Source organism: Pseudomonas sp. 58 R 3 (assembly GCF_900006605.1).
Classification (GTDB): domain Bacteria; phylum Pseudomonadota; class Gammaproteobacteria; order Pseudomonadales; family Pseudomonadaceae; genus Aquipseudomonas; species Aquipseudomonas salomonii.
In genome coordinates this window covers 27,249-50,858 of record NZ_CVTT01000075.1, presented here as the reverse complement: position 1 = coordinate 50,858, position 23,610 = coordinate 27,249, and the positions used below count along the sequence as shown (strand labels likewise).

General features: G+C 59.4%; 18 protein-coding genes and 2 pseudogenes. 7 read left to right on the top strand and 13 right to left on the bottom strand.

Annotated features, from left to right (window positions below):
• Positions 1-150: pseudogene (locus BFP92_RS32185) on the top strand (3-(3-hydroxy-phenyl)propionate transporter MhpT); the annotation flags it as partial.
• On the opposite strand, the gene BFP92_RS24445 reads toward BFP92_RS32185, so the two are convergent.
• The 3 genes from BFP92_RS24445 to BFP92_RS24435 form a co-directional block, all read right to left on the bottom strand.
• Complete coding sequence (locus BFP92_RS24445; protein WP_065931490.1) at positions 128-1,075, bottom strand: SphA family protein; 948 nt, start codon at positions 1,073-1,075, stop codon at positions 128-130. The pseudogene BFP92_RS32185 and the gene BFP92_RS24445 overlap by 23 nt on opposite strands.
• Before the next feature lie 80 nt (positions 1,076-1,155).
• Positions 1,156-1,923: a coniferyl-alcohol dehydrogenase gene (locus BFP92_RS24440; protein ID WP_065931489.1), complete on the bottom strand. Its 768-nt coding sequence runs from the start codon at positions 1,921-1,923 to the stop codon at positions 1,156-1,158.
• Positions 1,924-1,996: 73 nt separating this feature from the next.
• Complete coding sequence (locus BFP92_RS24435; protein WP_065931488.1) at positions 1,997-3,472, bottom strand: benzaldehyde dehydrogenase; 1,476 nt, start codon at positions 3,470-3,472, stop codon at positions 1,997-1,999.
• 270 nt (positions 3,473-3,742) lie between these two features.
• Between BFP92_RS24435 and BFP92_RS24430 the strand changes: the two genes are divergently transcribed.
• On the top strand, positions 3,743-5,497 hold the full coding sequence (locus BFP92_RS24430) for a sigma-54-dependent Fis family transcriptional regulator (protein WP_065931487.1): 1,755 nt from the start codon (positions 3,743-3,745) through the stop codon (positions 5,495-5,497).
• A 98-nt stretch (positions 5,498-5,595) separates the two neighbouring features.
• On the top strand, positions 5,596-6,207 hold the full coding sequence (locus BFP92_RS24425) for a TetR/AcrR family transcriptional regulator (protein ID WP_058420689.1): 612 nt from the start codon (positions 5,596-5,598) through the stop codon (positions 6,205-6,207).
• A gap of 46 nt (positions 6,208-6,253) precedes the next feature.
• Here the strand turns inward: BFP92_RS24425 and BFP92_RS24420 are convergent, their stop codons facing one another.
• The 4 genes from BFP92_RS24420 to BFP92_RS24405 all read right to left on the bottom strand — a co-directional run bounded on the left by BFP92_RS24420 (position 6,254) and on the right by BFP92_RS24405 (position 11,507).
• Positions 6,254-7,357, bottom strand: coding sequence for a polyamine ABC transporter substrate-binding protein (locus BFP92_RS24420; protein WP_065931486.1), 1,104 nt, complete (start codon positions 7,355-7,357; stop codon positions 6,254-6,256).
• 40 nt (positions 7,358-7,397) lie between these two features.
• Positions 7,398-8,735: an alginate export family protein gene (locus tag BFP92_RS24415; RefSeq protein ID WP_065931485.1), complete on the bottom strand. Its 1,338-nt coding sequence runs from the start codon at positions 8,733-8,735 to the stop codon at positions 7,398-7,400.
• Positions 8,736-8,852: 117 nt separating this feature from the next.
• Positions 8,853-10,115 carry a serine hydrolase domain-containing protein gene (locus BFP92_RS24410; protein ID WP_065931484.1) on the bottom strand — a complete coding sequence of 421 codons (1,263 nt, stop codon included), beginning with the start codon at positions 10,113-10,115 and terminating at the stop codon, positions 8,853-8,855.
• Positions 10,116-10,409: 294 nt separating this feature from the next.
• On the bottom strand, positions 10,410-11,507 hold the full coding sequence (locus tag BFP92_RS24405) for an NADH:flavin oxidoreductase (protein ID WP_065931483.1): 1,098 nt from the start codon (positions 11,505-11,507) through the stop codon (positions 10,410-10,412).
• Between the two features lie 102 nt (positions 11,508-11,609).
• Here BFP92_RS24405 and BFP92_RS24400 point away from each other — a divergent pair, with 102 nt between their 5' ends.
• Entirely contained in the window at positions 11,610-12,485 is an 876-nt protein-coding gene (locus tag BFP92_RS24400) for a LysR family transcriptional regulator (RefSeq protein ID WP_065931482.1), read from the top strand.
• A 31-nt stretch (positions 12,486-12,516) separates the two neighbouring features.
• Here BFP92_RS24400 and BFP92_RS24395 read toward each other — a convergent pair whose 3' ends face one another.
• Positions 12,517-12,765 (bottom strand): CsbD family protein, encoded by a 249-nt coding sequence (locus BFP92_RS24395; protein ID WP_065931481.1) that lies wholly within the window; start codon positions 12,763-12,765, stop codon positions 12,517-12,519.
• A gap of 544 nt (positions 12,766-13,309) precedes the next feature.
• On the opposite strand from BFP92_RS24395, the gene BFP92_RS31495 reads away from it, so the two are divergent.
• From BFP92_RS31495 to BFP92_RS32180, 3 genes and pseudogenes are all read left to right on the top strand, one after another.
• A complete protein-coding gene (locus tag BFP92_RS31495; RefSeq protein ID WP_069785913.1) occupies positions 13,310-13,507 on the top strand; it encodes a hypothetical protein in 198 nt (65 codons plus the stop codon).
• A gap of 138 nt (positions 13,508-13,645) precedes the next feature.
• Positions 13,646-13,900: a hypothetical protein gene (locus tag BFP92_RS24385; RefSeq protein WP_139114114.1), complete on the top strand. Its 255-nt coding sequence runs from the start codon at positions 13,646-13,648 to the stop codon at positions 13,898-13,900.
• Between the two features lie 69 nt (positions 13,901-13,969).
• Positions 13,970-14,227 (top strand): annotated as a pseudogene (locus BFP92_RS32180) (DUF3085 domain-containing protein); the annotation flags it as partial.
• Positions 14,228-14,822: 595 nt separating this feature from the next.
• Here the strand turns inward: BFP92_RS32180 and BFP92_RS32175 are convergent.
• The 5 genes from BFP92_RS32175 to tssM form a co-directional block, all read right to left on the bottom strand.
• Positions 14,823-17,003 (bottom strand): protein kinase domain-containing protein, encoded by a 2,181-nt coding sequence (locus BFP92_RS32175; RefSeq protein WP_065931477.1) that lies wholly within the window; start codon positions 17,001-17,003, stop codon positions 14,823-14,825.
• Positions 17,000-17,803: a PP2C family serine/threonine-protein phosphatase gene (locus tag BFP92_RS24370; protein WP_083221802.1), complete on the bottom strand. Its 804-nt coding sequence runs from the start codon at positions 17,801-17,803 to the stop codon at positions 17,000-17,002. The genes BFP92_RS32175 and BFP92_RS24370 overlap by 4 nt, the downstream gene beginning before the upstream one ends.
• Entirely contained in the window at positions 17,748-18,425 is a 678-nt protein-coding gene (locus BFP92_RS24365) for a vWA domain-containing protein (RefSeq protein ID WP_025856744.1), read from the bottom strand. Before BFP92_RS24365 ends, BFP92_RS24370 begins: the two co-directional genes overlap by 56 nt.
• A 183-nt stretch (positions 18,426-18,608) precedes the next feature.
• Positions 18,609-19,931, bottom strand: coding sequence for a hypothetical protein (locus BFP92_RS24360; RefSeq protein WP_065931476.1), 1,323 nt, complete (start codon positions 19,929-19,931; stop codon positions 18,609-18,611).
• A gap of 63 nt (positions 19,932-19,994) precedes the next feature.
• Positions 19,995-23,606 (bottom strand): type VI secretion system membrane subunit TssM, encoded by a 3,612-nt coding sequence (tssM, locus tag BFP92_RS24355; protein WP_065931475.1) that lies wholly within the window; start codon positions 23,604-23,606, stop codon positions 19,995-19,997.
• Between the last annotated feature and the right edge of the window lie 4 nt (positions 23,607-23,610).

The window sequence follows — 23,610 nt, the reverse complement described above, 5'->3', positions numbered from 1 at the left end:
GGGCCCCTGGCGGCCGGGCAACTCCTCGCGGCTGGCGCCGGCACCGCCGGGGTACTGCTGGCGACCTCCCCCGGGGTGGTAATTGCCGCACTGACCATCATCAGCGTGATGGTGCGTACCGCGCCTGCTAGAACTTATGCAGCCAGTTGAGCACCAGTTTGTTGCCCTCGGTGCGGTTCTGCGCCTGCTGTTCAAAGTAGGCGTTTACCGATAGCACCTCTTCCTTGCTGAACGCATAGACCAGGCCTGGGCCAATGGCCCAGACCTTTTCCCGGCGCCCGCTCACGGCGTGCCCGTCAACCTGGGTGTCGGTGATCTGCTTCAACCAATAGCCGTTCAGCCCCACGCTCAGTTGCTGGCTCAAGGCATATTGCAGCGTCAGGTTGGCATGCAATGCCTGGCCGGCCTGGGTATCGGAAACATCCCCGAAACCTGCCTGCGGCTCATCATTCTTGCCATTCCACAGGTACATGAAACGCCCGCTCGCCGACCATTTCGGGCTCAACCAGTACGTCGCCGCGTAATACGGGTTGAATGACCAGAAGTGGCTGCCGGGGTTGATCGAACGATTGCGGTCATAGGCGCCCACCGGGATCGAGACATCAGCCTCCACACGCTGGGTCAACAGCGGGCTGCCATCGGCGCGGTTCAGGGTTGGCAGTTGCAGGAAGGCACCGACCGTCAAGTCACCAAAGCCGGCACGGGAACTCAGCGCCGCATTGTTCAACCCATCGTCGACATTTACATGGGCCAGGGAGGTGTTAATCAAGGTGAAGCCGGGCATCGCGCCATTGGCCAGGGGTTGGCCGACGTAGATGATCTGTGTGGTGGGCGCCACCACTTCCAGGTCCTGCCTGGGCAACGCCAGCTTGTTGCCGTGGGCATCGTTGAAACGGCTCGCTCGGGAGTACGTCAGGTATTCCTCCAGGTACCAGCCAGGCCCCGCCGGGGCCGGTGAGCCGTCGTAGAAACTGGTGGTGCCGAGGTTGAGTCCGGGCAGGTCGTAAGCATGGGCAGTCGATGTCAGTGCGACAAATGTCGTGGCCGCAACCGTCCGCAAGATAGGCTTGAGCATCTTGTATGTCCTGTATTTTTGTTGTTGTTCAAGACTCCCGGCACGAGGGGCCGCACCGGGATTTATCGCTGTGGCAGGCCCTACACGTAGGTGGCAGCCAAACCGCCATCCACCGGCAGATTGACCCCGTTGACCCAGCGCGCAGCATCCGAGCAGAGGAAGGCAATCACCGCCGCCACCTCATCGGCCAGGGCTGGACGGGTCATGCGCCGGCTGTCCTCGGCCACCCGCTGCGGCCCGAGCATGCTGACGAAATCGCCGAGAATCGGGGTAAACACCGGCCCCGGCGCCACGCAGTTGATACGCACCGCGTGATCGCGAAACCAGCCCTGGGATTGTTGGAAGCTCCACACGATCAGCGCCTCCTTGAAGTATTGATAACAGCTGGCCTGCTCCACCGGATTGGCCGCCAGCCACTGCTGCCCGGCCTCGAAGCTGTGTGTCGCGGCCAGCGCCTTGTGCAGCTCCAGCCGTTGCGGCCATTGCGCGCCAAGCACCGAGGCGACGTTGACGATGCTGCCGCCCGCCGGCATGCGTGGCAGCAACGATTGAGTCAGGTGCCGCAGCCCCAGGTAATTGACCGTGGCCACCGCTTGCGCGGGTGCCGTACCGGGCACCCCGGCGATGTTGCACAGCCCGTCGACCCGCGCGGGCAGACGCGCCACCAGTGCATCAATGCTGACAGGGTCACCCAGGTCAGCCTGGAAGAAGCCATCCAGGGTCAGTTGCGGTTCATGGCGATCCACACCGATCACCGTGGCCCCCTGGAAACGCGCGAGCCGCGCCAGTTCGGCACCAATGCCGGAAGCGACACCGGTGACAACCAGGGTTTTGTTGTGCAGGTTCATGTTCAAGCCCTCTTATTTTTGTATAGGCATGGGTGTATCAAAGCGATGAGCCAGGGCCGAGAACGGCCACGGCTCAGAATGGATAGACAGGCGGCGTATTTTTCACCGTGACCCACTGCCACTGGCTGTACTCGTCCCAGTCAGCCGGCCCGCCGACGCTGCCGCCGTTGCCGGAGGCACCGCGCCCGCCGAACGGGTTGATGCATTCGTCGGCCACGGTCTGGTCGTTGATGTGCAGCAGGCCGCAGTCCAGCCGCTCACCAATGGCCATGGCGCGCCCGACCGACGGCGAGATGATGGCGGCCGAGAGGCCGTACTCCGTGCGGTTGGCCAGCTCGATCGCTTCCTCGTCGGTGGAGAAACTGACCACCGTGGCCACCGGGCCGAACAGCTCTTCCTCAAAGGCGCGCATGCCCGGACGTACACCACTGAGCACGGTGGGCTGGTAGAACAACCGGTCATAGTCGCCGCCCGCCTCCAGCCGTGCGCCGGCCTGCAGGCTGTCAGTGACGATCTCGTGCACGCGTTGCAGTTGCCGTTGGTTGATCAACGGGCCGAGCGCCGCTTCACCCTGTGCGGCATTGCCCACAGTGAGCGCCCGGGCCTTGTCCACCAGCTTGCGGGTGAGGCTTTCGGCGATGGATTGATGCACGAGAATCAGCCCGGTCGCCATGCAGATTTGCCCCTGATGCAGCCAGGCGCCCCAGGCTGCATTGCTCGCGGCCAGGTCGAGGTCGGCGTCTTCGAGAATGATCAGCGGGTTCTTCCCGCCCAGCTCCAGCGCAACCTTTTTCAGGTGTCGACCGGCCACTTCAGCGACTTTGCGCCCCGCCGCCGTGGACCCGGTGAACGCAATCATCCGCACATTCGGATCGCGGCACAGCGCTTCCCCCGCCGGCGCCGCGCCGGGCAACACCTGCAGCAGGCCCTTGGGCAAGCCCGCCTCTTCGAACAGCCGGGCAATGAGAAAGCCCCCGCTGACCGGGGTCTGCGGGTCGGGTTTGAGCACCACTGCATTGCCCGCCGCCAGCGCCGGGGCCACGGAACGCAGTGACAGCACCAGCGGGAAATTGAACGGTGAAATCACCCCGACCACGCCGTGGGGCTGGCGCCGTGCATAGGACAGTCGGCCTGCAGCACTGGGCAGCACCAACCCGTGAGGTTGGGACAACAGCCCCGCCGCCTGATGCAGCAGCACAATCGCTTCACGCACTTCGTGCTCGCCCTTGAACAACGCGCCCCCGGTTTCCCGGGCGACGTACAGCGCCAGCTCGGCGAAGGACCGCTGGGCCAGGTCCGCCGCTTTGCGAAATACCTCGGCGCGCTCCCTTGGGCCCAACGCAGCCCAGGCCGGCTGCGCCAGGGCCGCGCTGCGACAGGCGATGGCGATGTCGGCCGCATTGGCCATGGCGCAGCGCATCAGGGGTTCGCCGGTGGCGGGTTCAATCACGTCAATCACAGACCCCGACACGGGAATCCAGTCGCCGTTGAACAGGCATTCGGACGCGATGGCCCGCTGTAGAAAGGGGGTGGTCTCAGACACTGGCATTGGCAACTCCGGTTCTTGTAATTGTCATCGTCTGCACAGGATGCAAACGCCGCATCCAGTCTTGAGCAAAGGCTGTGCCGCTTGTACGCAATGGCGCGTACAAAAACCGGCGAGGGCTCTGGGTCGAGGCCTGCCACGCAGCGTTCACACGCCTGGGGCGTTCACCCGCAAAAAACCCAGGCTCTGCCACTTGTTCAATTGATAAGGTTATGTTTTATAACTATCTGAGCAGTTGCTCATATCGATCACTCGCTTTGCAGGGGCATAACAATGACTAATCCCCACAGCGCGCTGCCCGACGACCGGGTGGCCACCGCGCCCTACCCGCCGCGCGGCGACAGTCGCCAACTCAGCGACAGCAGCTCGCCCACCACAGCGGAACTGGCCGACTGCCTGTTCTTTTCCCCTGAAGACGGGCGCATCTGGCTCAACGATCAACGCATGTTGTTGCTGCACAGTTCGTCGTTCGGCGCCCTGCGCGCCGAGGTCATCGAGCGCCTGGGACTGGACCAGGCCCGAGGCCTGTTCACCCGCACCGGTTATGCCTCCGGCGCACGGGATGCGCGCTTGATCCGCGAGCGCTGGCCACAGGCCGATGCCGCCGCGGTGTTTCGCGCCGGGACCCACCTGCACACCCTGGAAGGCATGACCAAGGTCGAACCGCTGCACTTTAAGTTCGATGCCGACTCGGGGTTCTATGAAGGGGAATTTCTCTGGCACCACTCGTGCGAAGCCGATGAACATGTAGGGGCCTACGGCATCGGCCAGGACCCGGTGTGCTGGACCGAAACCGGCTACGCCATCGGCTTCGTCAGCGGCCTCTTCGGGCAAATGGTGATTTTCCGCGAAGTGGAATGCCGTGGCATGGGCCATTGCCGTTGCCGAGTGATCGGCAAGACGGCCGAGCAATGGGGTGATGTCGAGCAGGACCTGCGCTACCTGAATGTGTCCCAGGCCGTCACTGGCCCTGCCACCCCCACGCTCGCAGGCCCCGTAGCCAGCAGTGGCGGAACCCGCCAGCCGCAACCATTGGTGGGCGCCAGTGCCGCGTTCAACGCGGCGATGCAAGCGCTGCAAAGGGTTGCACTGACGCCCGCGACAGTGCTGATCAGCGGTGAGTCCGGCGTGGGCAAGGAGATGTTTGCGCGCCAGCTGCACCAGCTCAGTCGTCGCCATGACAGCCCGTTTGTGGCACTCAATTGCGCCGCCATCCCGGATAATCTGGTGGAGGCCGAACTCTTCGGTGTCGAACGCGGCGCCTATACCGGCGCGACGCACTCGCGCCCCGGGCGGTTCGAACGGGCCCAGGGCGGCACCCTGTTCCTGGATGAAATCACCAGCCTCAGCCTGCCCGGGCAAAGCAAGTTGCTGCGAGCCTTGCAGGAACGGGAAATCGAACGGGTCGGCGGGGTGCGCGGGATCAAGGTGGATGTGCGCGTGGTGGCCGCCACCAATATCGACCTGCGTAAAGCGGTGGCAGACGGCAGCTTTCGCGAAGACCTGTTCTACCGGCTGAACGTCTACCCCATCGCCCTGCCCCCGCTGCGTGAACGCCGGGACGACATCCCGCTGTTGATCAATGCATTCCTGACGCGCTTCTGCCAGGACTACGCCCGGACCCCGGCAGGCCTGACCATGCGCGCCCTGAAGACGTTGCTGCGCTACGACTTCGCGGGCAATGTGCGCGAGCTGCAAAACCTCATCGAACGCGGCCTGATCGCCAGCGATGAAGGCCAGGCCATTGATCTGGTGCATCTGTTTCGCAACGAACCGATGCCCGCCGAGCCCTATGGCCTCGACGACCAGGGCGGTCTGTCAAATACTGCGCAGGCGCCGCGCTCGACGCTGCTGGATACCCTCGCCCCGTTTGACCAGGGGGTTTCCATCGAAGGCCTTGAATCGCGCCTGATCACTGAAGCGTTGCAACAAAGCGCCGGCAACCTGGCCGCGGCCGCCAGGCTCGTGGGGCTCAGCCGTGCTCAATTTGCTTACCGTATGAAGAAGCACCAGCGGCAAACCCCTTGAATGGCAATTAGTGCTTTAAAATCTTTACCCAATTAAGTATTTTGCAAGGGTATGGGGCCGACACGCGCCCCTCTTTTTATTCGTGACAAGGATCTCCTGTGAGTGGATTGCGTGAACGTCAGAAAGCCGAGCGCCGGCAAGCTATCAGTAAAGCCGCGGTCGAACTGTTTGAGCGCCAGGGTTTCCAGAACACCACCATCGAACAGATCGCCGGCCAGGCCGGGGTATCGCCGCCGACGGTGTTCAAGTACTTCGGCAACAAGCAGGAAATCATCCTGGAGATCCTGCACCACGCCGATCAACGCGCGATCAGCGACACCCGCAGCCTGATCCACCAAATAGACGACCCGGTCGAAGCGCTCTGCCACCTGGAACGCCTGCTCACGGGCTATGCCCTGGAAGTCATGCACCCCAGCCTGTGGCGTGAACTGCTGCCGCTGATCCTGTTCGGCGGCAGCAATGGACTGCCCGAAGGCTACCGGGCCATGAACGATGCGCTCAGGGCTGAAATCAGCGAACTGCTGCGCGAGTTGCAACGGGCCGGCAAGCTGCGCCCGCAACTCGATGTGGAATTGGCCGCGTTCCTGTTGAATGACTATTCGCACCTGCAACTGTTCAGGCTGGTGAACCAGGAACACCCGGATATCGACGCGCACTCCCTGCAGGTCAGGCGCATCACCGAGCTGGTGTTTTACGGCATGCAGGCCTGATTGCCTCCCGAGTCGAGCCCGGCGCGCACGCACCGGGCCACACTGATCAGCGGTTGCTCTTGATGGCGGTCCAGGTGCGGGTGCGGATGCGCTCCGCGGCAGCCGGGATCGGCTCCAGGGCGAACAGGGTCTTGCGCGCTTCGTCCGGCACATACATGTTGGGGTCGTTGCGGATGCTGGCGTCCACCAGCGCGGTGGCGTCCTTGTTTGGGTTGGGGTAGCCGATTTTGTTGCTGATGCGCGCAATCACGTCCGGGCGCAGGATGTAATTGATGAACGCATGGGCCTCCGCCGGATCGGGGGCCTTGGCCGGGATCATCATCACGTCGGACCACATCGGCGCGCCTTCCCTGGGCAGTGCCATCTGCACCTTGACGCCCTTGCCGGCGGCATCTGCCAGTCGTGTGGCCAGGGCGACACCGCCGGACCAGCCCACGCCCACACAGATATCACCGTTGGCCAGGTCCATGCCGTAGCGCGACGAGTTGAAGTAACTGACGTAAGGGCGAATCTTCATCATCACGGCCTGGGCTTGCACATAGTCCTCACGCTTCTGGCTATTGGGGTCGAGGCCCTTGTAGTGCAAGGCAATCGGCAGGATCTCGTTGCCGGCGTCGAGGAAACCCACGCCACAACTGGCGAGCTTGGCGAGGTTTTCTTCGTTGAAGATGATGCCCCAGGTGTTCATCTGCACGTCGGGCCCCAGGGCTTTGCGCACCTTGTCGACGTTGTAGCCGATCAGTGTGGTGCCCCACAGGTAAGGCACGGCATAGCGGTTGCCTGAGTCACCTGCGGTTTCCAGGGTTTGCATGAATTGCGGGTCCAGGTGCAGCCAGTTGGGCAACTGCTTGCGATCCAGCGGCTGCACGGCCCCGGCCGTGATCAAGCGTCCCAGGTTAGCGGAGCCGGGAAACACCACGTCATACCCGGAGTTGCCCGTCAGCAGCTTGGACTCCATGGTTTCGACGCTGTCGAACACATCGTAAATCGGGCGAATGCCGGTTTCCTCCTGAAAACTCTTGAGCACTTCGGGTGGCAAGTATTCGATCCAGTTGTAGATCCGTACGGTGCGTTCTTCAGCCAGGCAAAAGCCACTGATGAGCAACGAGGCGACAGCGCCCAGCACGGTGTTACGCAAAAATCTGTTCATGACCAAAACACTCCAGCGCGGCCGCGATGGCTCGCAGCACTTAATAGCGGTAGGTGAAATACAGTTCCAGCGCACTGAACATCTGGTCGTTGCCGAACACCTGTTTGGCGGCGGCCAGTGGCTTGACCCAGTTGTAGGACAGCGACGTATAGAACGACGGTGTGGGTGTCCAGTCGAGGAAAACCACACTTTCGTCGGCAAAGCGCCGGTCGCTGACCGGCGCGCCCAGGTAGTTTTTCTCATCCAGCCAGAACTGGTAGTGAATCGCGCCGAGGGTCAGGGTTTCGTTGAGGTGGGTCTTGAGGGAGAACTGCTGGACGTTTTCGTTGCTGTTGAACAACAGGTAGTTGCCGACCACGTCCCCGACCAGCCACGTGCTCCAGTCGACGAAGCCTTTGCTCAGTGAATCCCAGGCTTTTTGCCGGTTGTCGGTGAGGTTGTCGTCGCCGGAAAAGCTCGCGTAGCGGTAGCCAAGGACCGGCGTCAGCGGCAAGCTGTTGAAGGCATAGTCGGCCTGGGCATACCAGGCGTTGGCAGCGTAGTCGACACCTTCGCCGCTGCCGCGCTCCAGCGCGTATTCGGCATTCAGCGTCAGCGCCTGTACGCCGGGCACCTTGGCGTTGAGCGCCCGCAGGTTGTACACCTGCATCCCGTCCCGGCGGCGCGGGAGCGTGCTGCCTCTGGGGCCAAGGGCATTGACCTTCATGGCCATGGCGCCGAGCATCACCTGATCATCGAGGTTGTAATCCACGTTGACGCCGGTCATGCGAAAATCGCCCAAGTCATCATCGGTGCGCAAGGTGAAAGCCTGAGACTTCAGCGCGCCATGATCCCAGGCCAGGATCGCCGAATCCTTGAACGCGGTTCGCGGGCCGAGCCAGTAGGCGCCATCCTTGAACTGGTCGAGGTTGCCATCCATGACGATGAACCCCGTCCCGATCATGTAGTTCTGGCGGCCGGCGGTGAGCTTCCACTCGCCGGCGCGAAAACCGCCATAGAGTTCTTCGGCTGCGGCCTTGCCATCGGAGCTGCGGCTGAAGCCACCCGCATCGCCATCGCCGAAGGTGCTGGCCGCCACCAGAGAACCGCCCGCCAACAGGCTGAAATCCGGTTGCACCGCATACTCGAGTTTGACCCCCGGTTTTACGTAGACCTCTTGCCAGTTGATCCTGGCGCCGCCGTTTTTACCGTTGCGCGCATCGACCCGGCCGCTGCCGAAGTTGACGCCACGGGTAAACAACGTCGCCCCTCCTGCCGTGAGATTGACTTCGCCCTTGAGATCGCCGTCCTCAAAGGTGTAGCCCGCGCATGCAAAGTGGGTGGTCAAGGGTAAGCCGACCGCCAACAGCGCTCGAGAGAAGCGCTTGGTGAATACCATAAGAAGCTCCTGTGGAATTATTGTTGTTACAGGGCAGTCAATGGCGACGCAGGGCGCCGCCAACACCTGGGCAAGCCAGGTGAATAGAACGCAAAACTGTTATTTTTTTGGCGTGGGTCAGTGGCTCAAGTGAGCGGCGATGGCGCGCAGCATGCGCACGCTGTCGTTATCGAACAGGCTGACCGCATCGGTGAGCGACGATTGCTTGACGATCACCACGCCGGACGGCTTATCGATAAACAGGTATTGGCCGTGGATCCCCCCAGCCATCAGGGCTTGGCTGTGGTCGTTGAACACGTACCACTGGCTGCGATAGGACGCACCTGGCGTCCAGCTGGAGAACTCGGCATTTTGCGCGTAGATCGCCGGATCAGCGCCGGAGGCGATACGGGCCACGGTCTCGGGCGACAGCAGCTCAACGCCGTCCTGGCGACCGTCGTTGGCGAGCAGGCGACCGAAGCGCGCCATGTCTCTCAAGGTGGCACTGAAGCCCGCCCCGGCAACGTTACGGCCCCAGGGATCGGCCATGAAATAACCGTCGCGCTCGCAGCCCAAGCGCCCCCAGATCGCTTCCAGCATCTGACTGCAGGCCTTGCCCGAGGCACGCTCCATGACCCAGGCCAAGGCTTCGGTGGTGGCCGTCACATAATGGAAAAAGCCCCCATGGCTGCCGCGTTTCTTGAGGGATGGCAAGTACTGGTACAACGACTCGAACTGCGCGTACTGCGCCGGTGCGGGTTGAAAGCCGCAGGCATAGCCGTACTGCGAGCTTTCGGAATTGGGGTCGTCATACACTTCGCTGTAGTCGATGCCGACCGCCATATCGAACAATTGGCGCACCGTCGCATCGCCAAATGCGCTGCCCGCCAGTTCAGGCACGTAGTAAGCGGCCGGCCGCTCGGGCTTGAGCACGCCGCGCGTCACCAACTGTTCACCCAAGGTACCGATCAGCGACTTGGTGACCGAGAACATGATGTGCCGGTCACAGGCGCGCTGACCGTTGAAGTAGCGCTCGTACAACACCGTGTCACCCTGCATCACCAAAAAGGCGTCCGTCTGGCTGGCGACGAGGTGCTCGATCACACGGATGTCCAGCCCACTCTCACTGTCGAAACACAGCTGATCCAGTGCGCGCGGCGCCTCCTGGAGCTGACCGGCAGGCCCTGGCCCCGCCGACACATCAATGCTGGGGCGCAGTCGAGACAGATGACGAAACCCCCATTGATTGAAGGGCGCGCGCATCCAGTTGCTCCACGTTACCCGGTGTTCCGGCGCGGCGGGAAACCCCTGCATCAGCAGCGGCGCCACGCGAGTGGCCAATGAAGACTCATTGGCCTCGACATAAGAAGTCGCGAGGGAGAATTGGGCTTTATGACTCATCGGGATAACCCTGAAGATGACTCTGCATGAAGCAGATGCAGAGAAATAATTACCCAATATAATTTTTTAGTCAATAAAACTTTTTATCTTAATAATAAATTTCCTCGCACATAGTGCGCGGAGCCACCCTCCCGAATCTCCAGCAACAGGCCTGTTAATAGGCGAGTTCTGCTCACTGCCCCCAGCCTGCCATCGAGCACCGCTGCGCCAGACCTTCAACCACGACCTTCACGTCAACATCGGTTGGGATCTGCACAGCCAGAAAGCGTCTAACTGGACGACAGAGGTCGGCGCTTAATTCAACTCGCGATCCTTGATATGGGCAAACGGCGCCAGCAGCGATGGGTCGAAAGGGTCCGGCGCACGGCCATCGAGCAACCGTTGCAGCAGGTCAGGATTGGCCAAGGCAGCTTTGCCAACGGCGATAATATCTGCGCCCGCCTGCAGGGTTTGTTCAACGCTGGGCGAGTCCTGCACGCCGCCGTTGGCGATCAACGCGACACCGGGCGCATAACGGCGAGCCAGCGTGACCAGGCTTGCCTCGTTACCGGGAAAGGCCGGCTGCCAGGTGCGATGCTCGGTGACATGGATGAAGTCGACACCAGCGTCAGCCAGGCTGCCGAAGATCACCTGCGTATCGCGCTCGCCACCCGCCCATTTGTGCTGAAAATCATTGACCTTGCCCTGGGATATACGCACACCCACCGGCGAGTGCCCCACCACCTTTTTAACGGCGGCGATGACCTCAAGCGTCAGGTTCAAGCGCTGGCGAACATCACCGCCCCATCGATCTTCGCGTTGATTGGAGTAGTCGGCCATGAATTGATCCAGCAAATAGCCATTGGCGCCATGGATCTCGACACCGTCGAAGCCCGCGATCTCAACAGCTCGTTTAGCCGCCTGAGCGAACCCTTCAATGGCATCCGCAATGTCTTCATCGCTCATCGCCTGTGGGACCCTATAAGCACCCTGGCCGTGATAGAACTCCATCTGCTCGCCTTTCGGGCGAATGGCCGAAGGGCCAGCAGACTGTTCGACAAAACGGTTGGCCTGGCTCAATGCGCCGGCATGCATGATCTGTGCGATGGCAGCGCTTTCATGGCGATGAATCGCCTCGACCACTGCGCGCCAGGCCAACGCCTGTTCGCTGTCGGTGATACCGGGCTGGTTCAGGTAGCCCTGGGCATACTGCCGATCGGTGTAGATCCCTTCCGTGATGATCAAGCCAAAACCGCCACGGGCAAAACGTTCGTAATATCGGGCCATTGCCGGCGTGGCATTGCCGTTCTCACTTGCACTGACGCGTGTCATGGGTGCAAGCGCCATACGATTTTTCAGTTTAAGAGCGCCCATATCGAATGGAGTTACACTGCGCAGGTTTAGTGCTGTCATGATTTGCCCTCACTTATTTGCCAGCCATGACGATAAGCGCGGCAATAGCCCATTAGAAGCGCACGCTTGCAATAAGGCGCCTTAACGGAAAAGGTTATAACCATGCAAATTCCCGAGATAGAGGTGTTCGCCAACGTCGCCATCAGCAGCAGCTTGTCCGAGGCCGCGCGACGGCTTGGGTTGTCGGCGATGACCGTCTCACGACGCCTGGCGGCCCTGGAAGAAGACTTGGGTGTGCGCCTGGTACACCGCACTACGCGCTCCGTCGCACTCACACCGGAAGGCGAAATGTACCTGCCTTACGCAAAGACCATGCTCGAGGCAAACGAAGCGGCACGTGCCACATTGAAATCCAGCACAGGCAGTGCCAGCGGCACATTGAGGGTCACCGCGCCCAGCGTCTTTGGCCAAACCGTTATCATGCCGCTGCTGCCGGCGCTGCTGGCTGACAACCCGACCCTCAAGGTCGACCTGACATTATCGGACAGCATCATCGACATCGTCGGGCTCGGCATTGATGTGGCCATCCGCATCGCCACGTTGCGCGACTCAACATTGGTGGCGACCCACCTGGCACCCAACCCGCGCGTCGTCTGCGCAAGCCCGACCTACCTGGCGCAATGGGGCACACCGGCGGTGCTGGATGACCTCAACCATCATCAGTGCATCGCGTTGCACGGCATGCCCTACTGGCCGTTCACCAAAAACGCTGACGCTGTCACTCATCGCGCTCACGGCAGTTTCTCAGCCAACAGCGTCGAGGCGGTGCGCACGGCGAGCAAGCAGAACTTGGGCCTGGCGATGTTGACATACTGGGACATCAGAAACGAACTTGCCGAAGGCTCCCTGGCCCTTGTCACATTGGCGGATGCGGTACCCGAGCAACTTTCCATCACTGCGGTGCTTCCGACACGTCAGCATGTTCCGCGCAGAGTGCGCGTGTTCGTTGAACACTTGGAACAAGCGCTCAACAGATGAAAGGAGCCGCGACAGCATCGCGGCGTATGACTCAGCGGCGCAGGAGACGGTCCAGCACCAGCAGCGCTACTGCACCGATTGCAAGTGCAGCAACGGGTTTTTCTTTTACGAACGTAGACACGCTGTCCAGTGCGTCGCCGTAACTCTGGGTGAGCTGACCAGCAACCTGCCGACCCGCACCTTCAGCTTCCAGCCTCGAATCACCGAACAATTTCCCAACGGCGCCCTGGGCTTTGCCGGCAAGTTTTTCTGCAACACCTTCGACTTGTTCACTCTTCATTATTCACCACACCTTAGCGCGTAATAGGTAGATAACTCAGGTCGACCTGAGCCAGGGCAATCTGCACAGCGTTAGGGGGATGGACATTATGATTAGTTCAAAATTGATGAGGTTCCGAATCTGCGCGCGCTGCGCCTACTTTGCGCATAAGCGAAAAAAAGATGCCGGAGCGTCTATTCAGTAAATCGAAGGCAAAAAAAAGCCACTCGAACACTTCCCACGCTTTCGGAAAACGACCGTACAGCCATGCGCTATTTGACCTGCGCCGTCACAAGGAGGTGTCCCGTTGTTGGCAGACTCGCGCCTACCCACCGCCAATCTGACCAGAGATGCCGGCTTGGTGGGCTCTGCGCTCAATCGCACCGCTATTCACCCAGCCTCAAAAGATCGCTCCTACACCTTCTCCAAACACTTCCGACGGCCCCATCTGAAATACCCAGCAGTCACGAAAAATGACGAGCCCTTTTCCACAATAAACGTTATGTATTCAGTTGTTCTGGGCAAGAAGCCCACGTCTCCATTCAGCTCATGAAGAACCTGGCTCATGCTAAATACCGCATTTTTTCCCTCATTACGTACCGCCATCGGTACAGCCCTGCGGCCCCGACAACTCAATCGAGAGGAAGAGCGCCTGATCCATTACTACCGTTGTTTGTCGGAACAGGATCGTGAAGCGGTGCGCTGCCTGATGTTTGCGGTCAGGGAAACCAGCGAGGCGAACACCCTCACCCATAAAAAGTGACACCGTCATGGGTCAGTGAACGATGAAGTACCTGCGGGTTGGACATCTAGCCGGCAGCCTGTCGCCAACACCTCGCGATGGATTTTTCTACCCAGTCAGAGCATGCCTGCCGCCCTTATAGGCAACGCCATTACGCGCGTGATTAGAGTACGAAGCCCCATCGCCGTGGAGGATCTGCTCGACCCGCTGCGCTACGTGCGCCGGCACATCTGCAGCGATTGGGGCGATGTGCGCGCAGAGCATCGACGCTACAACAACGCGGCTCTGGAGCTCGGCGGTTACCTGATGCCGCCCTACACCATCGGTGACGGCTTGGACCTCTGTAGCTTCACCGAAGCGGACCGGAACCTTACGGCATGTTCCTGCTGGATGAGTACTGACCACCGACCATAAACCGGTATGCGTCTCCAAGGGACGCCCGCCCTTCCGGTTGGGGAGTCCTGCTGTTGCAAGGAGACCACCCTGTCATTGCTCTTCAAAGGCAGCGATCTGAAGCCGATGCTAACAGAAGCTATCGCCAATCAATGTTCCATCATTCTGTTCAAGGTCCAGGGTGTTTACTGGCTCGCCGAGCGCGTTGAACGCCAAGCCAATGGCCGCCAGAAGTTGCTGCCTGTGGGGTGGGCTTGCAACCCCGATGTCGACGCATTCGACGACTGGTGGGCATTGGCCCGCAACGAGCTGGGCGGCGAAGAGTTCGGTGAGCATTTCGCCCCAAAGGCTTGGCTGGCGAAAGTCGACCCATTCGTCGTAGACCGCTTGGAAGGTATGTTTTACTTCAGCTTCCAGACGCTGCTTCTTACGGTGCTCGCCCGGGTTGATATTCTGAGCAAGCAGTTTGTGCTTCATCACGGGGTTCACGTGCGTGTTACAAGCTGGCCGCTGGTAGCTGCCGCAGAACATTTTGACTTGCTGGCCAGCCCAGTAAACAAGGGGCAACCATCGTTTTTGGCGGCAGCGATCACTTTAACTCTAGACTTGTTTGCACCGGATCACCTGGACTCGGGCGGTTGTACGCAAAAACAAAAAAAGACGCCGAAGCGTCTATTCCTTAAATCCCAGGCAAAAAAAAAGCCACTCGTTAGAGTGGCTTTTTCTTTGCATTTGGAGCGGGAAACGGGTTTCTTACTAAACGTCTATCCCATTGAAAACGTTGAACTCTTAAGTTCAACAACGCTTTCTATGGACAGAATCATGGACTACTTCTTGGGGCATGACAAGCCTGTGAATCGCGCAGCTTACTGCATTGGCCGTTCTCACCACCTGCGCCACTTCAAGAGACATCGCAAAGCGCAGTTGACCGGCTAGTGATGCCTTAGCTTCTCGTGCCTTTACATACGGGAAACTTGGAGCACCCCCAGAACTGACGCCCCGCATGCTTCCCCTTACGTGCGGTACGAGGAACCATCGAAGCACCGCAGCTCGGGCAAGCGTTCGTTGCAGATGAGCGTGTGGTAGTCGGCACCGACGAACGAGAGGTCACCGGCGCTGGCTGGGTTCCGCTCGGCTGTATCTGCATTCTTTTGGGAACATCGATGGAGATTGCAGCTGGCGCAGGCACACTAATCCCCAACGCAGCACAATCATGTTGCGCGATAGCACGCGCTTGGAGTGCATGCGAGAGCGCCTGATCTGGTGCGTTTTTGGCAGAAAGGCAGCGTGGTATAGCAGCTTGCAAAGCAGCCAAACCCGACTGAATTTTTCTTTGGAGCTCTATTTGTTTAGTTGCGAACGCCGCACGAGTGGACTGCTCTACTTGTAGATCGGACGGATCGGGTGTGGTGTTATAGCGGAATTTGCTCTCATGCCCCTGACGCCAAGCCAACATCTTTGCTGTCAGCGCCTCTCCGAAACCTGGCACCGCTCGAACTGCTGAAGCTGTGATGTCCGCAGCCGTCTCAATACCAAAAGAAGCAAGCGTGGCAGTCTTCCCCGCTCCGATGCCAGGTATGGACGCCCGTCGGATCAAAAATCGATCCAGGAAAACTACGCGCTGGCGCTCCTCGCGTGTCAACTTCAGCTGACTGAGCGCCTGAGTAAGACCAGTCTCGACCTGCCGATATCGAATGACTGCATCTTCCAAATCGGCACGCAAGATATGCATCTCTCGCAGACCAATTCTTTGAAGATAAGCTTGAGACGCCAAGCGCACTTTACTGTCGGCGTCTTGATAGGCTTTGCGGAAAGGCGTTGAGTCCACTTTAGTGGTAGCAAAGACCCGAATTAAACCGAAAAGGCCGAGACCGCCCCACAGCAGGGCTGCTTTTGGAGCGAAAACACATCCAATAATTGCAATTAGTAAAGCGACGCCTCCCATGATCGCTGGATCATGACGATTACCCTTTGCTTGCGTCACAGCAACGCTGGGGGCAGCGATAGTGCCACTCCAAACCGGCAAAACCTCCTCCGGAATCGGGAGATGCAGTGCTCGAATAGCCGCCCACACGCGTTCTAAATCAAAAAGCCCTGCCAACGGCACAGTGCCAACAGCCAGACCTTGGGGAAACATTTCGACCCCAGACTGACTCGCCAGCCGACACCACAAACAAGAAGTTGCCGAGCCTGGAAAATAGTGGGTCGATACGTCTGCGCAGCGGCGCAATCCCATCTCGAGTCCTTGGAGCAAACTGACCCAAGTCGCGGGGTCCGGACGTGACGATGGTGAGAGACCAAACGCGCTTTCCAATGCCGTCGCAATCGACCCAGGATAATCTGCGAGCAGCACGGAGCCGGGCGGTGGCGTGGTACGTGTGTCGTTCCGTCGAGCCATCGAAAAGGCAAAGCGATTCTGTGCGATCGATTGGCCCAGAGACAGATCCGGACCACTGTAACGACCTGCATAAGGGTGCTTACCCATCGCAAGCAACTGAAAAATAGCAACTGCAAGCCCGAAATTATCGTGAGCCTGGGTGCGGATGACCTTTGCAAGGCTACCCCCGTGAAGCTCCGGTGGTGTGAAGTCCTCGGTGCCTACAACACAAGGATAAGCGTGGCCTTTCAAACTGAACTGAAAACTGTCGGCATCAATCAATGCGACCGTCGCATCGGGACCTACCAGAACCCCAGAGTGATTGAGGTCGCCGATGATGCACCCGGCCTGATGCACTGTGGCGACAGCACGTGCGACATTCTGAGCCACGCGGACCAGAAAGCGATAATCGGCCTTTGGAAAGTGCATCTTGCGGGATTTTGGACTGTATAGCTCATGCAGCGCGCGGTACCCCGCCACCAGCCGCATGGTAAAACCGAGAAAGTTGCCAGAGGCATCAGTCACCACTTCGGCCGGAAAAGCGACGAGGGTTGTTGCACCAGCCAATCGCCCGTCAATCATCGCTCGAACTTTGTTCTCACGGGAACCTCGCAACTCGGTCTTGTAGATCTTGACCGCGCAGTCTCCCCGCCCTACCAGCGCGTACACATCGCCTTCGCCGCCTTTGCCCAGTTGCTTATCGAGTCGCTCGGTTTTACCGCCGATTTTGACCTGCGTAGAACTCATCGACACGACACCAAAATGAGTGTCTTGTCATCATCCGTGCGCTCGCACAGCGAAGGGCTCTGCAAATAACGCGCGAGTGCGTCTGATAATTCGGCAAGGCGCCCATCCGCCCGTGCTTGATCCACCGGTTTGATCATCGGGTCGAAGAAGCGAGCAAAAGGTTGTTGGGTAGCCTGCTCCAGCGCAATGGACTCAAGCCCATCTGAAAAAAGCGCGAACGCGTCGTACTCCCGATCGAAGCGATAGGTGTGCAGACGAACTTCAGGATCATCGGTAACGAAATAGGTCGTCGAAGCAAACTCACCATTCTCCGGCCAACAAATGGCCTCCCACACACCCGCCTTGCGCGCCACGAGTGCACTATCGCCGATCTGTAAGGCCAAGATCTGATCTTTGAACACCACCAGCATGACCAGTGTGGCAGCAAACTGTCGCCGAGTTACGCCTCGCTTCTGCGCGACCATAGAAAGATGATCGCGGAGTTGGTCAATCCAGCACATGATGGTTTCGTCGCAGGGCAAAACTTCATGCTGTTTAAACCAATTGCGAAAATTGACCCGCAGGGTGCGGCACACTAACGCAGCGCCCTGCCCTCCGTGACTAGCACTGCCCGCGCCATCAGAAACGATCGCACACATTGCATCTGAATGGACCCGCATGATGCTAAACGCATCCTGCTTGCGTGTGCCCATTCGCAGATGCGACGTGCCAATACACGACGCCGAGGCCCAGCGCCAATGCAGTCTATTCTGCAACTGCCCACCCCGTTGGCCCTGTCGGATTGGCGAGAGGAACCGCATCCCCCGGACTCGATTGCGATACGGCGCTCAGCGAGCTCGATAACCAAGCGAAGAGCTCTCGAAACGCCAGACCTTTCAGCTTGAGCGGTTGACGTGTTCCCAACTGAGTGAGAGTCGACATTTCCGCACCCTCAACACCGACGGAGTAGAACATGAACTCCTTTCGTTCCTCGCCCTCATGAACACGTCGGCGCGCTTCCTGCCAATTATCCGTTGGTGCACCGTCTGTAATCAGAAAAACCCAAGGCCGGTAATACTTGACGCCGTTGGCTCGGTAACGCTCTTTACGTTCACGCAGCAGATCCAACGCACGCTCAACGGCCTCGCCCATTGGCGTAACACCACTAGCCTCTAACACTTCAGGGAAATAACCATCAACCGTCGTGAACTCGGTTTGGACGTTGACCGGTCCAAAGGTCACCACTGCCAACTCTACCCGCTTCGCTGCCATTGCATCTGCATACAACTCTTCTTTGAAGAATTGCAGCGCATCGTTCAATTGGCGGATTGGCGCGCCATTCATGGACGATGACGTGTCCAACAGCAGTATGCAGGGGCATCGTTGCTCCGGATTCTCTGCAAACTCGGCGTCCGCAAAAGGTTGCTGCTCAAAATCGGTCATCTTGTCCCCTTCCAGTCCCTGACGAAGCTGTCATACGTGATAGCACGATAACATTGCGGATCATAGAACGCACAAAATGATAGGGACAGCCTTCAGCAGCCACGTCTCTCCCACCCCACCCAGATGCTGTGATGGACAGGCTTGCTAACCGCCTCTTCTTCCTCTGAAGTTGCCCCGCCACCTTTACGACCGAAGCGCCTCACCAATTTCCTCAATGGCAAAACCAACGTCATGGCCGGCACGAATCAACTCCGCAAACCGCAGCATTACTGAGGAACTGACGTCGTGGGCCAGCGCCATGGTCATCAATTCCCGTATCGGTTCGTCGAGCTCTGCTTCGACACTAGGTGAACACCCTTGCCCGGTGAGCCAGGTAACAAGGGAAGAGACCATATGGCCTGAGGTATTTTCGTCAACACCCAGAATTTCACCCAATACCATGCCCAATGTTCCGGCAGGATGCTGGTCCGGGCGGCTCCATGACTTGAGCTCAATCGACTCGCGCTGCACCTTCTCTAGGTTCCGCCGAATTTTCCCGGGAATGGTCGCAGCCGCTTTTGGACGGTTGTAGTACTCGCGATTAGCTAAACTTGCGGCATCTCTGACAACCTTCCAGGCCACCGACCAGAGCTGCGAGACACTATAGGTTTCAAGTGCTGATCGCAGGGTACTTTTAATTTCCTCCAGCTCTTGTTCAGTTAGTTCATGGTTATAGAGTGCACATTGGATACCCAGATAGCGCATAACATCAGCAGTTGAGTAATCAAGCCACAGATTGAAGATCCCTTCCCCGTCTGTGTACACCCTATCCGACAGGCTCCGGATAACCTCGTCTGCACCTCTTGATTCAGCATCGGCTGCCAAACGATAGACCACTTGATCCCTCACCATCCAAATCTCATCGCCCTCCCAATAGTAGGTGCCCGGCCTGGCCTTGCAGGGGTCATCAAGGACCAGACCAGCCTCGCGCAATTGCAGCACAAAGTCACCGATATATAGTGGTGCGAGTCCTCGGCAGTCACCTATTGTGAAACCGCCATTGGCCAGTCTCGGCGTAATGGCCCTGTCTAACGCCAACAGCATCAGCACATGAGCATCCGGAATCGCTGAGTAGTCCACCGTTCGTGTTGACTGATTGCGGGAGTATTCTGCCAACTGCCGCTCAAGCTCCGCAGCTTTCGACCTTTTAGCTTCCAGTGCAATGTCATCCTGGCCTTTCTGACACAACGTACAGAGCTTGATGGATGGCTGGGGTACCTTCTTGGCCTGTGAGCGATTTTTGATTTCGATCAATTCTGCGCATTTGGGGCAGACCTGATTTTCATCGAACGCGTTGCAACGCTGCCGTATGAAACTGGTCAGCGTAACGCCCTGAGCCATTTCAATAAGACCCGCTAGGGCGCTCACTTTTTCGAGGTATTGCCCAAACTTATCGACGGCCCAATAACGTTCGATCAACTCAATTTCTTTAGGGTCTTCGGTCAACATTTGTAGCCTGATTGCCATGTAAAGGTCCTATTCCACTCGGCGTTAATTCATCTCAGCACTGGCCGTTTTTCGCGGTATTGCTCAGCGTCGCGTAACGTCGACGGCGATCTTTTTGCTCCGTCGTTCTTCCAGCAGCGTTCTCGGCAGCACAAACCCTTCAAAACTGCGCTGAGTAATCGGGTTATTTGCCTTCTCCGCCCCAATCCGATAGCGCATCAACCCATCAGCGACTGAAAAGGTCAGATCCACGCTGGTGTCGGTCCTGCCATTGAGATGCCCGCGACTGAGCAGGCGAAACAACGACCACGGCCCGCGATAGCTCATGCTGGCGGTGTTGCCGGTGCTGTGTACCAAGGTCAGTTGGCTGCCATTGGTGTTGCCTAGGCTGTTGGGCCACACCAACCCCGTGCGTTGCGGCGCGCCATGCTGGTAGGGGATCAGTTGGCCGTCGACGCTGAGCATGCTGCTCAGGCGGGTGGCGCTCAGGGCCAGGGGTTCGATGGTAAGCTGCACGGCCAGGTGGCCACGATGGTTGAAGAAGGTGTCGCGGATGCGTTCGACCTTTTTCAGTTGTTCCAGCACGTCGCTGCGCACCAGGTAGCCGCCGAGGCTGTCGGAGTACAGGGCGTCGAGGTTGTCTTTGAGGAACACGTTCAGGTACTGGTCGTGGAACTGCTGCAGGCGCCCCTGTGGGCCGAAGAAGGCTTCGAAGTCTTCCAGCGAGGCGTCCTCGCCGCTGGCCTTGAACGGGTAGCGGCCTGCCAGGCGGTCGCGGTAGAAGCTGTAGATCTCACTGTCCCAACGTTTTTCCAGTTCGCGCAAGGCGGCAATCACCAGTACCTGTGAGGTCTGGTCGGCGAGTTTTTTGACGTGCTGGTTCAGCGGTTCGGGCAGGCCCACGGCGACGCGTTGCAGGTTGGCGATCGGGTCAGCGCCGTCCAAGGAGAAGCGGTTGAGTACGGTTTTCAGCGCCGCCTTGCCGGGGTCGGGGTTGTCGTGCACGGTTTTGGCATAGTCGTAGACGGCGCCGACCGAGCGCAGGGTTTCTTCATAGTAAGACGGCTGCTCGCCTCGTGCGCTGATCAGCTCTGAAAGACTGGAGAATGCGCGCCGAATCCCTGCTGCCTGTTGTTGCCCCTCTGGCATCTTGTCCAGCTTGAGCGGCGCTTGCCCTTCAGCCAAGGGCACGGCCGGGTAGATCACGCTGTTGTCGCGCAGGGTTTCCAGCAATCGTCGTAGCGGTGCGGCCGGGCCGGTGACTTGTTCCAGTACCGCCACGCCGTGGCTGAGGTCGTCGAAGTCGGTGACCGCGAACTGATTCAGCGCCCGCCGCCAGCTGTCCACGTAGTCGGCGCTGTACAGGGCGCGAATACGTTGGGTCAGCACTTTGCGATCTTCGTCGGAGTAGTCCAGGCGTTGTCGTTCGCCAAGCACCCACTGGTCGATCATGGCCAGTTCGATGACGCCCTCGGTGCCGGGTTCAAAGTAGTCCTTGAAGCCCTTGGCGGTGAGCAGCGGCGGCAACTGCAGGCCGCTGCCCTCTTGATCGGTGTTCAGCGGGCGGTAGACGATATCGAACGCGGGGCCGACCTCATTGCGCAGGTCCAGAGGGCGATGCAAACGCTCCAGGGCATCCTGTTTCAGGCTCATATAGACCCGTTCGGCCATGGGCAACTGGCGCAATTGCTGTTGCACCTGGGCAATGCGTTCGCGGTAGTGCGGCAGGTCGGCGTCTGCGTATTTAAGTGCGTAGCCCAGGTGCCCCATCAGATCGGCCTGCAACTGGCCCTGGCCAGGATAGGCGCGCTGCCATTGCTTGGCGACCCACTCCTCGACGATGGCCGGGCGGCGGTTTTGGCGTTCTTCGAGCATGCGGTAGACGCGCAGGGCCGCCAGTTGTTGATTGCTGCCGGCGGGCGCGGTGTTGATGGCCTCAAGCACTCCGCTGGCAATTGCGGGCAAAAAGCGTTTGGACAACAGATTCAGATACGCCTCATCCACCGTGGGACCAATCGCCCTCCCCTGGTACAGGCCCATATCCGATAGCAACGGCCACGCCTCGCGGTAGTCGCCATACACCAGCACCGCATCGCGGATCTGGTCCAGTGGCACCAGTAGGTTGCGACCAGTTGTGTCGACCTTGGCGTCGATGTCCCGCTCACTGAACTCCTGACTCTTGGCCAAGACGTTGGCCGCCTTGTCGCGGTTGATATTGAAATAAAACTGCCAGGTGCCGATGATGACCAAACAGCCCAAGGAGGCGACGCTGAACCCGGCGATCAACAACCGCCGCTTGCTGCGGGCCACCTTGATGTTGTCGCCCGCCAAACCTGCTTCGGGGTAGATGACGCGCTGGAACAGTTGCTGGGCAAAGTAGATGGCCGTGCCACCGACTGGTTTGGCTTCGGGTGGCGGTGGCGGCAGTTGATAGGCTTGCCCCGCTTCTTTGACGAAGGCGTTGCTCAGGGTGCCTTGCTGCAAGACCGAGGAAAAATACAACCCGCGCACCAAGGCCGGGGTAGTGAAACGATCGCTGCCGAGCATTTCACTGAGGAAGCCGAACAGGGCCGGGCGCAGGCCCGCCATCTGATGCATCAGCGCCTGCAAGCGATCACGCTCATCCAATGTGCGCGACGCCCTGGTGCTGTTGAAAACCTGTTCGCTCAGGCAATCGACAAAGGTTTGGTATTGGCGCGTCAGTTCCGCCAGCCAGGCATCGAAATCACCCACCGCGTCCAGACTGAAGGTGAAGCCCAGCAGGTCTTCGCGGCCACTGCGCGATAACCTGGCGAAGAATTCTTCAAAGCCTTCCAGCAGGTCGAACTTGCTCAGCGTTATGTACACCGGTAAGCGCGTGCCCAACTGCCGCGTCAGTTCAAACAGCCGGGTGCGCAGCAGGTTGGCGTGGGCCTTGCGCTGTTCCGGACGTTGCGCCAGCAACGCTTGCACATCGATCACCAGCACCACGCCGTTCAATGCGCGACGGCTGCGGTTGCGCGTTAGCCAGTCGAGCAGATGCGACCAAAGGCGCGCATGGGTGCCACTGGGTAACACCGGTTTGACCTTGCCCTGCTGCTCGACGTGTTCAGCCGGTGAAGTCGGGTGGCTGAGAAATTCACCCGGTGGATCAATCAAAACCGCCTCGTCACCGATCCACCAGTCCACCGGATAGGCCAGTTGCTCTTCCTGATGGGCCCTGACCCCAGCCTTGGTCACATGGGACAAGGCGAAGCTCTGGTTGGAACGCGTGATCAGGCTGGTCTTGCCAGCATTTTCCTCGCCCAGTACCAGGTACCACGGCAGCTGATACAGCGAACGGCGGCGCTCCATATTGTTGAGCAAATTGCCCAGGCTGCGGTCCAGTGCTCGCTCCTGCGCCTCGATATAAGGCAAGCAGGGATCGGCCAGCACCGCCGCCTCATGCTGACGTTCAACCTGCAGACGCTGATAACGATTGCGCACCCGCCACGCCCAGATCAGCAGCGGCACCACCAGCACCACGACACTGGCCGAGACGCGCATCGCCAGTTCACCCAGCGGCTGACGCTCGCGCCAGGTCCACTGCGGCCCTAGCCACCAGATGGCGATCAACAAAAACATCACGCCCAACAGCACCAGTACCGGCACCGCCTGGTTGAACTGACGCAGCACCGGCAGGCCCCAGCGTTTGAGGTAACCCCAGACCATCCCCATAAAT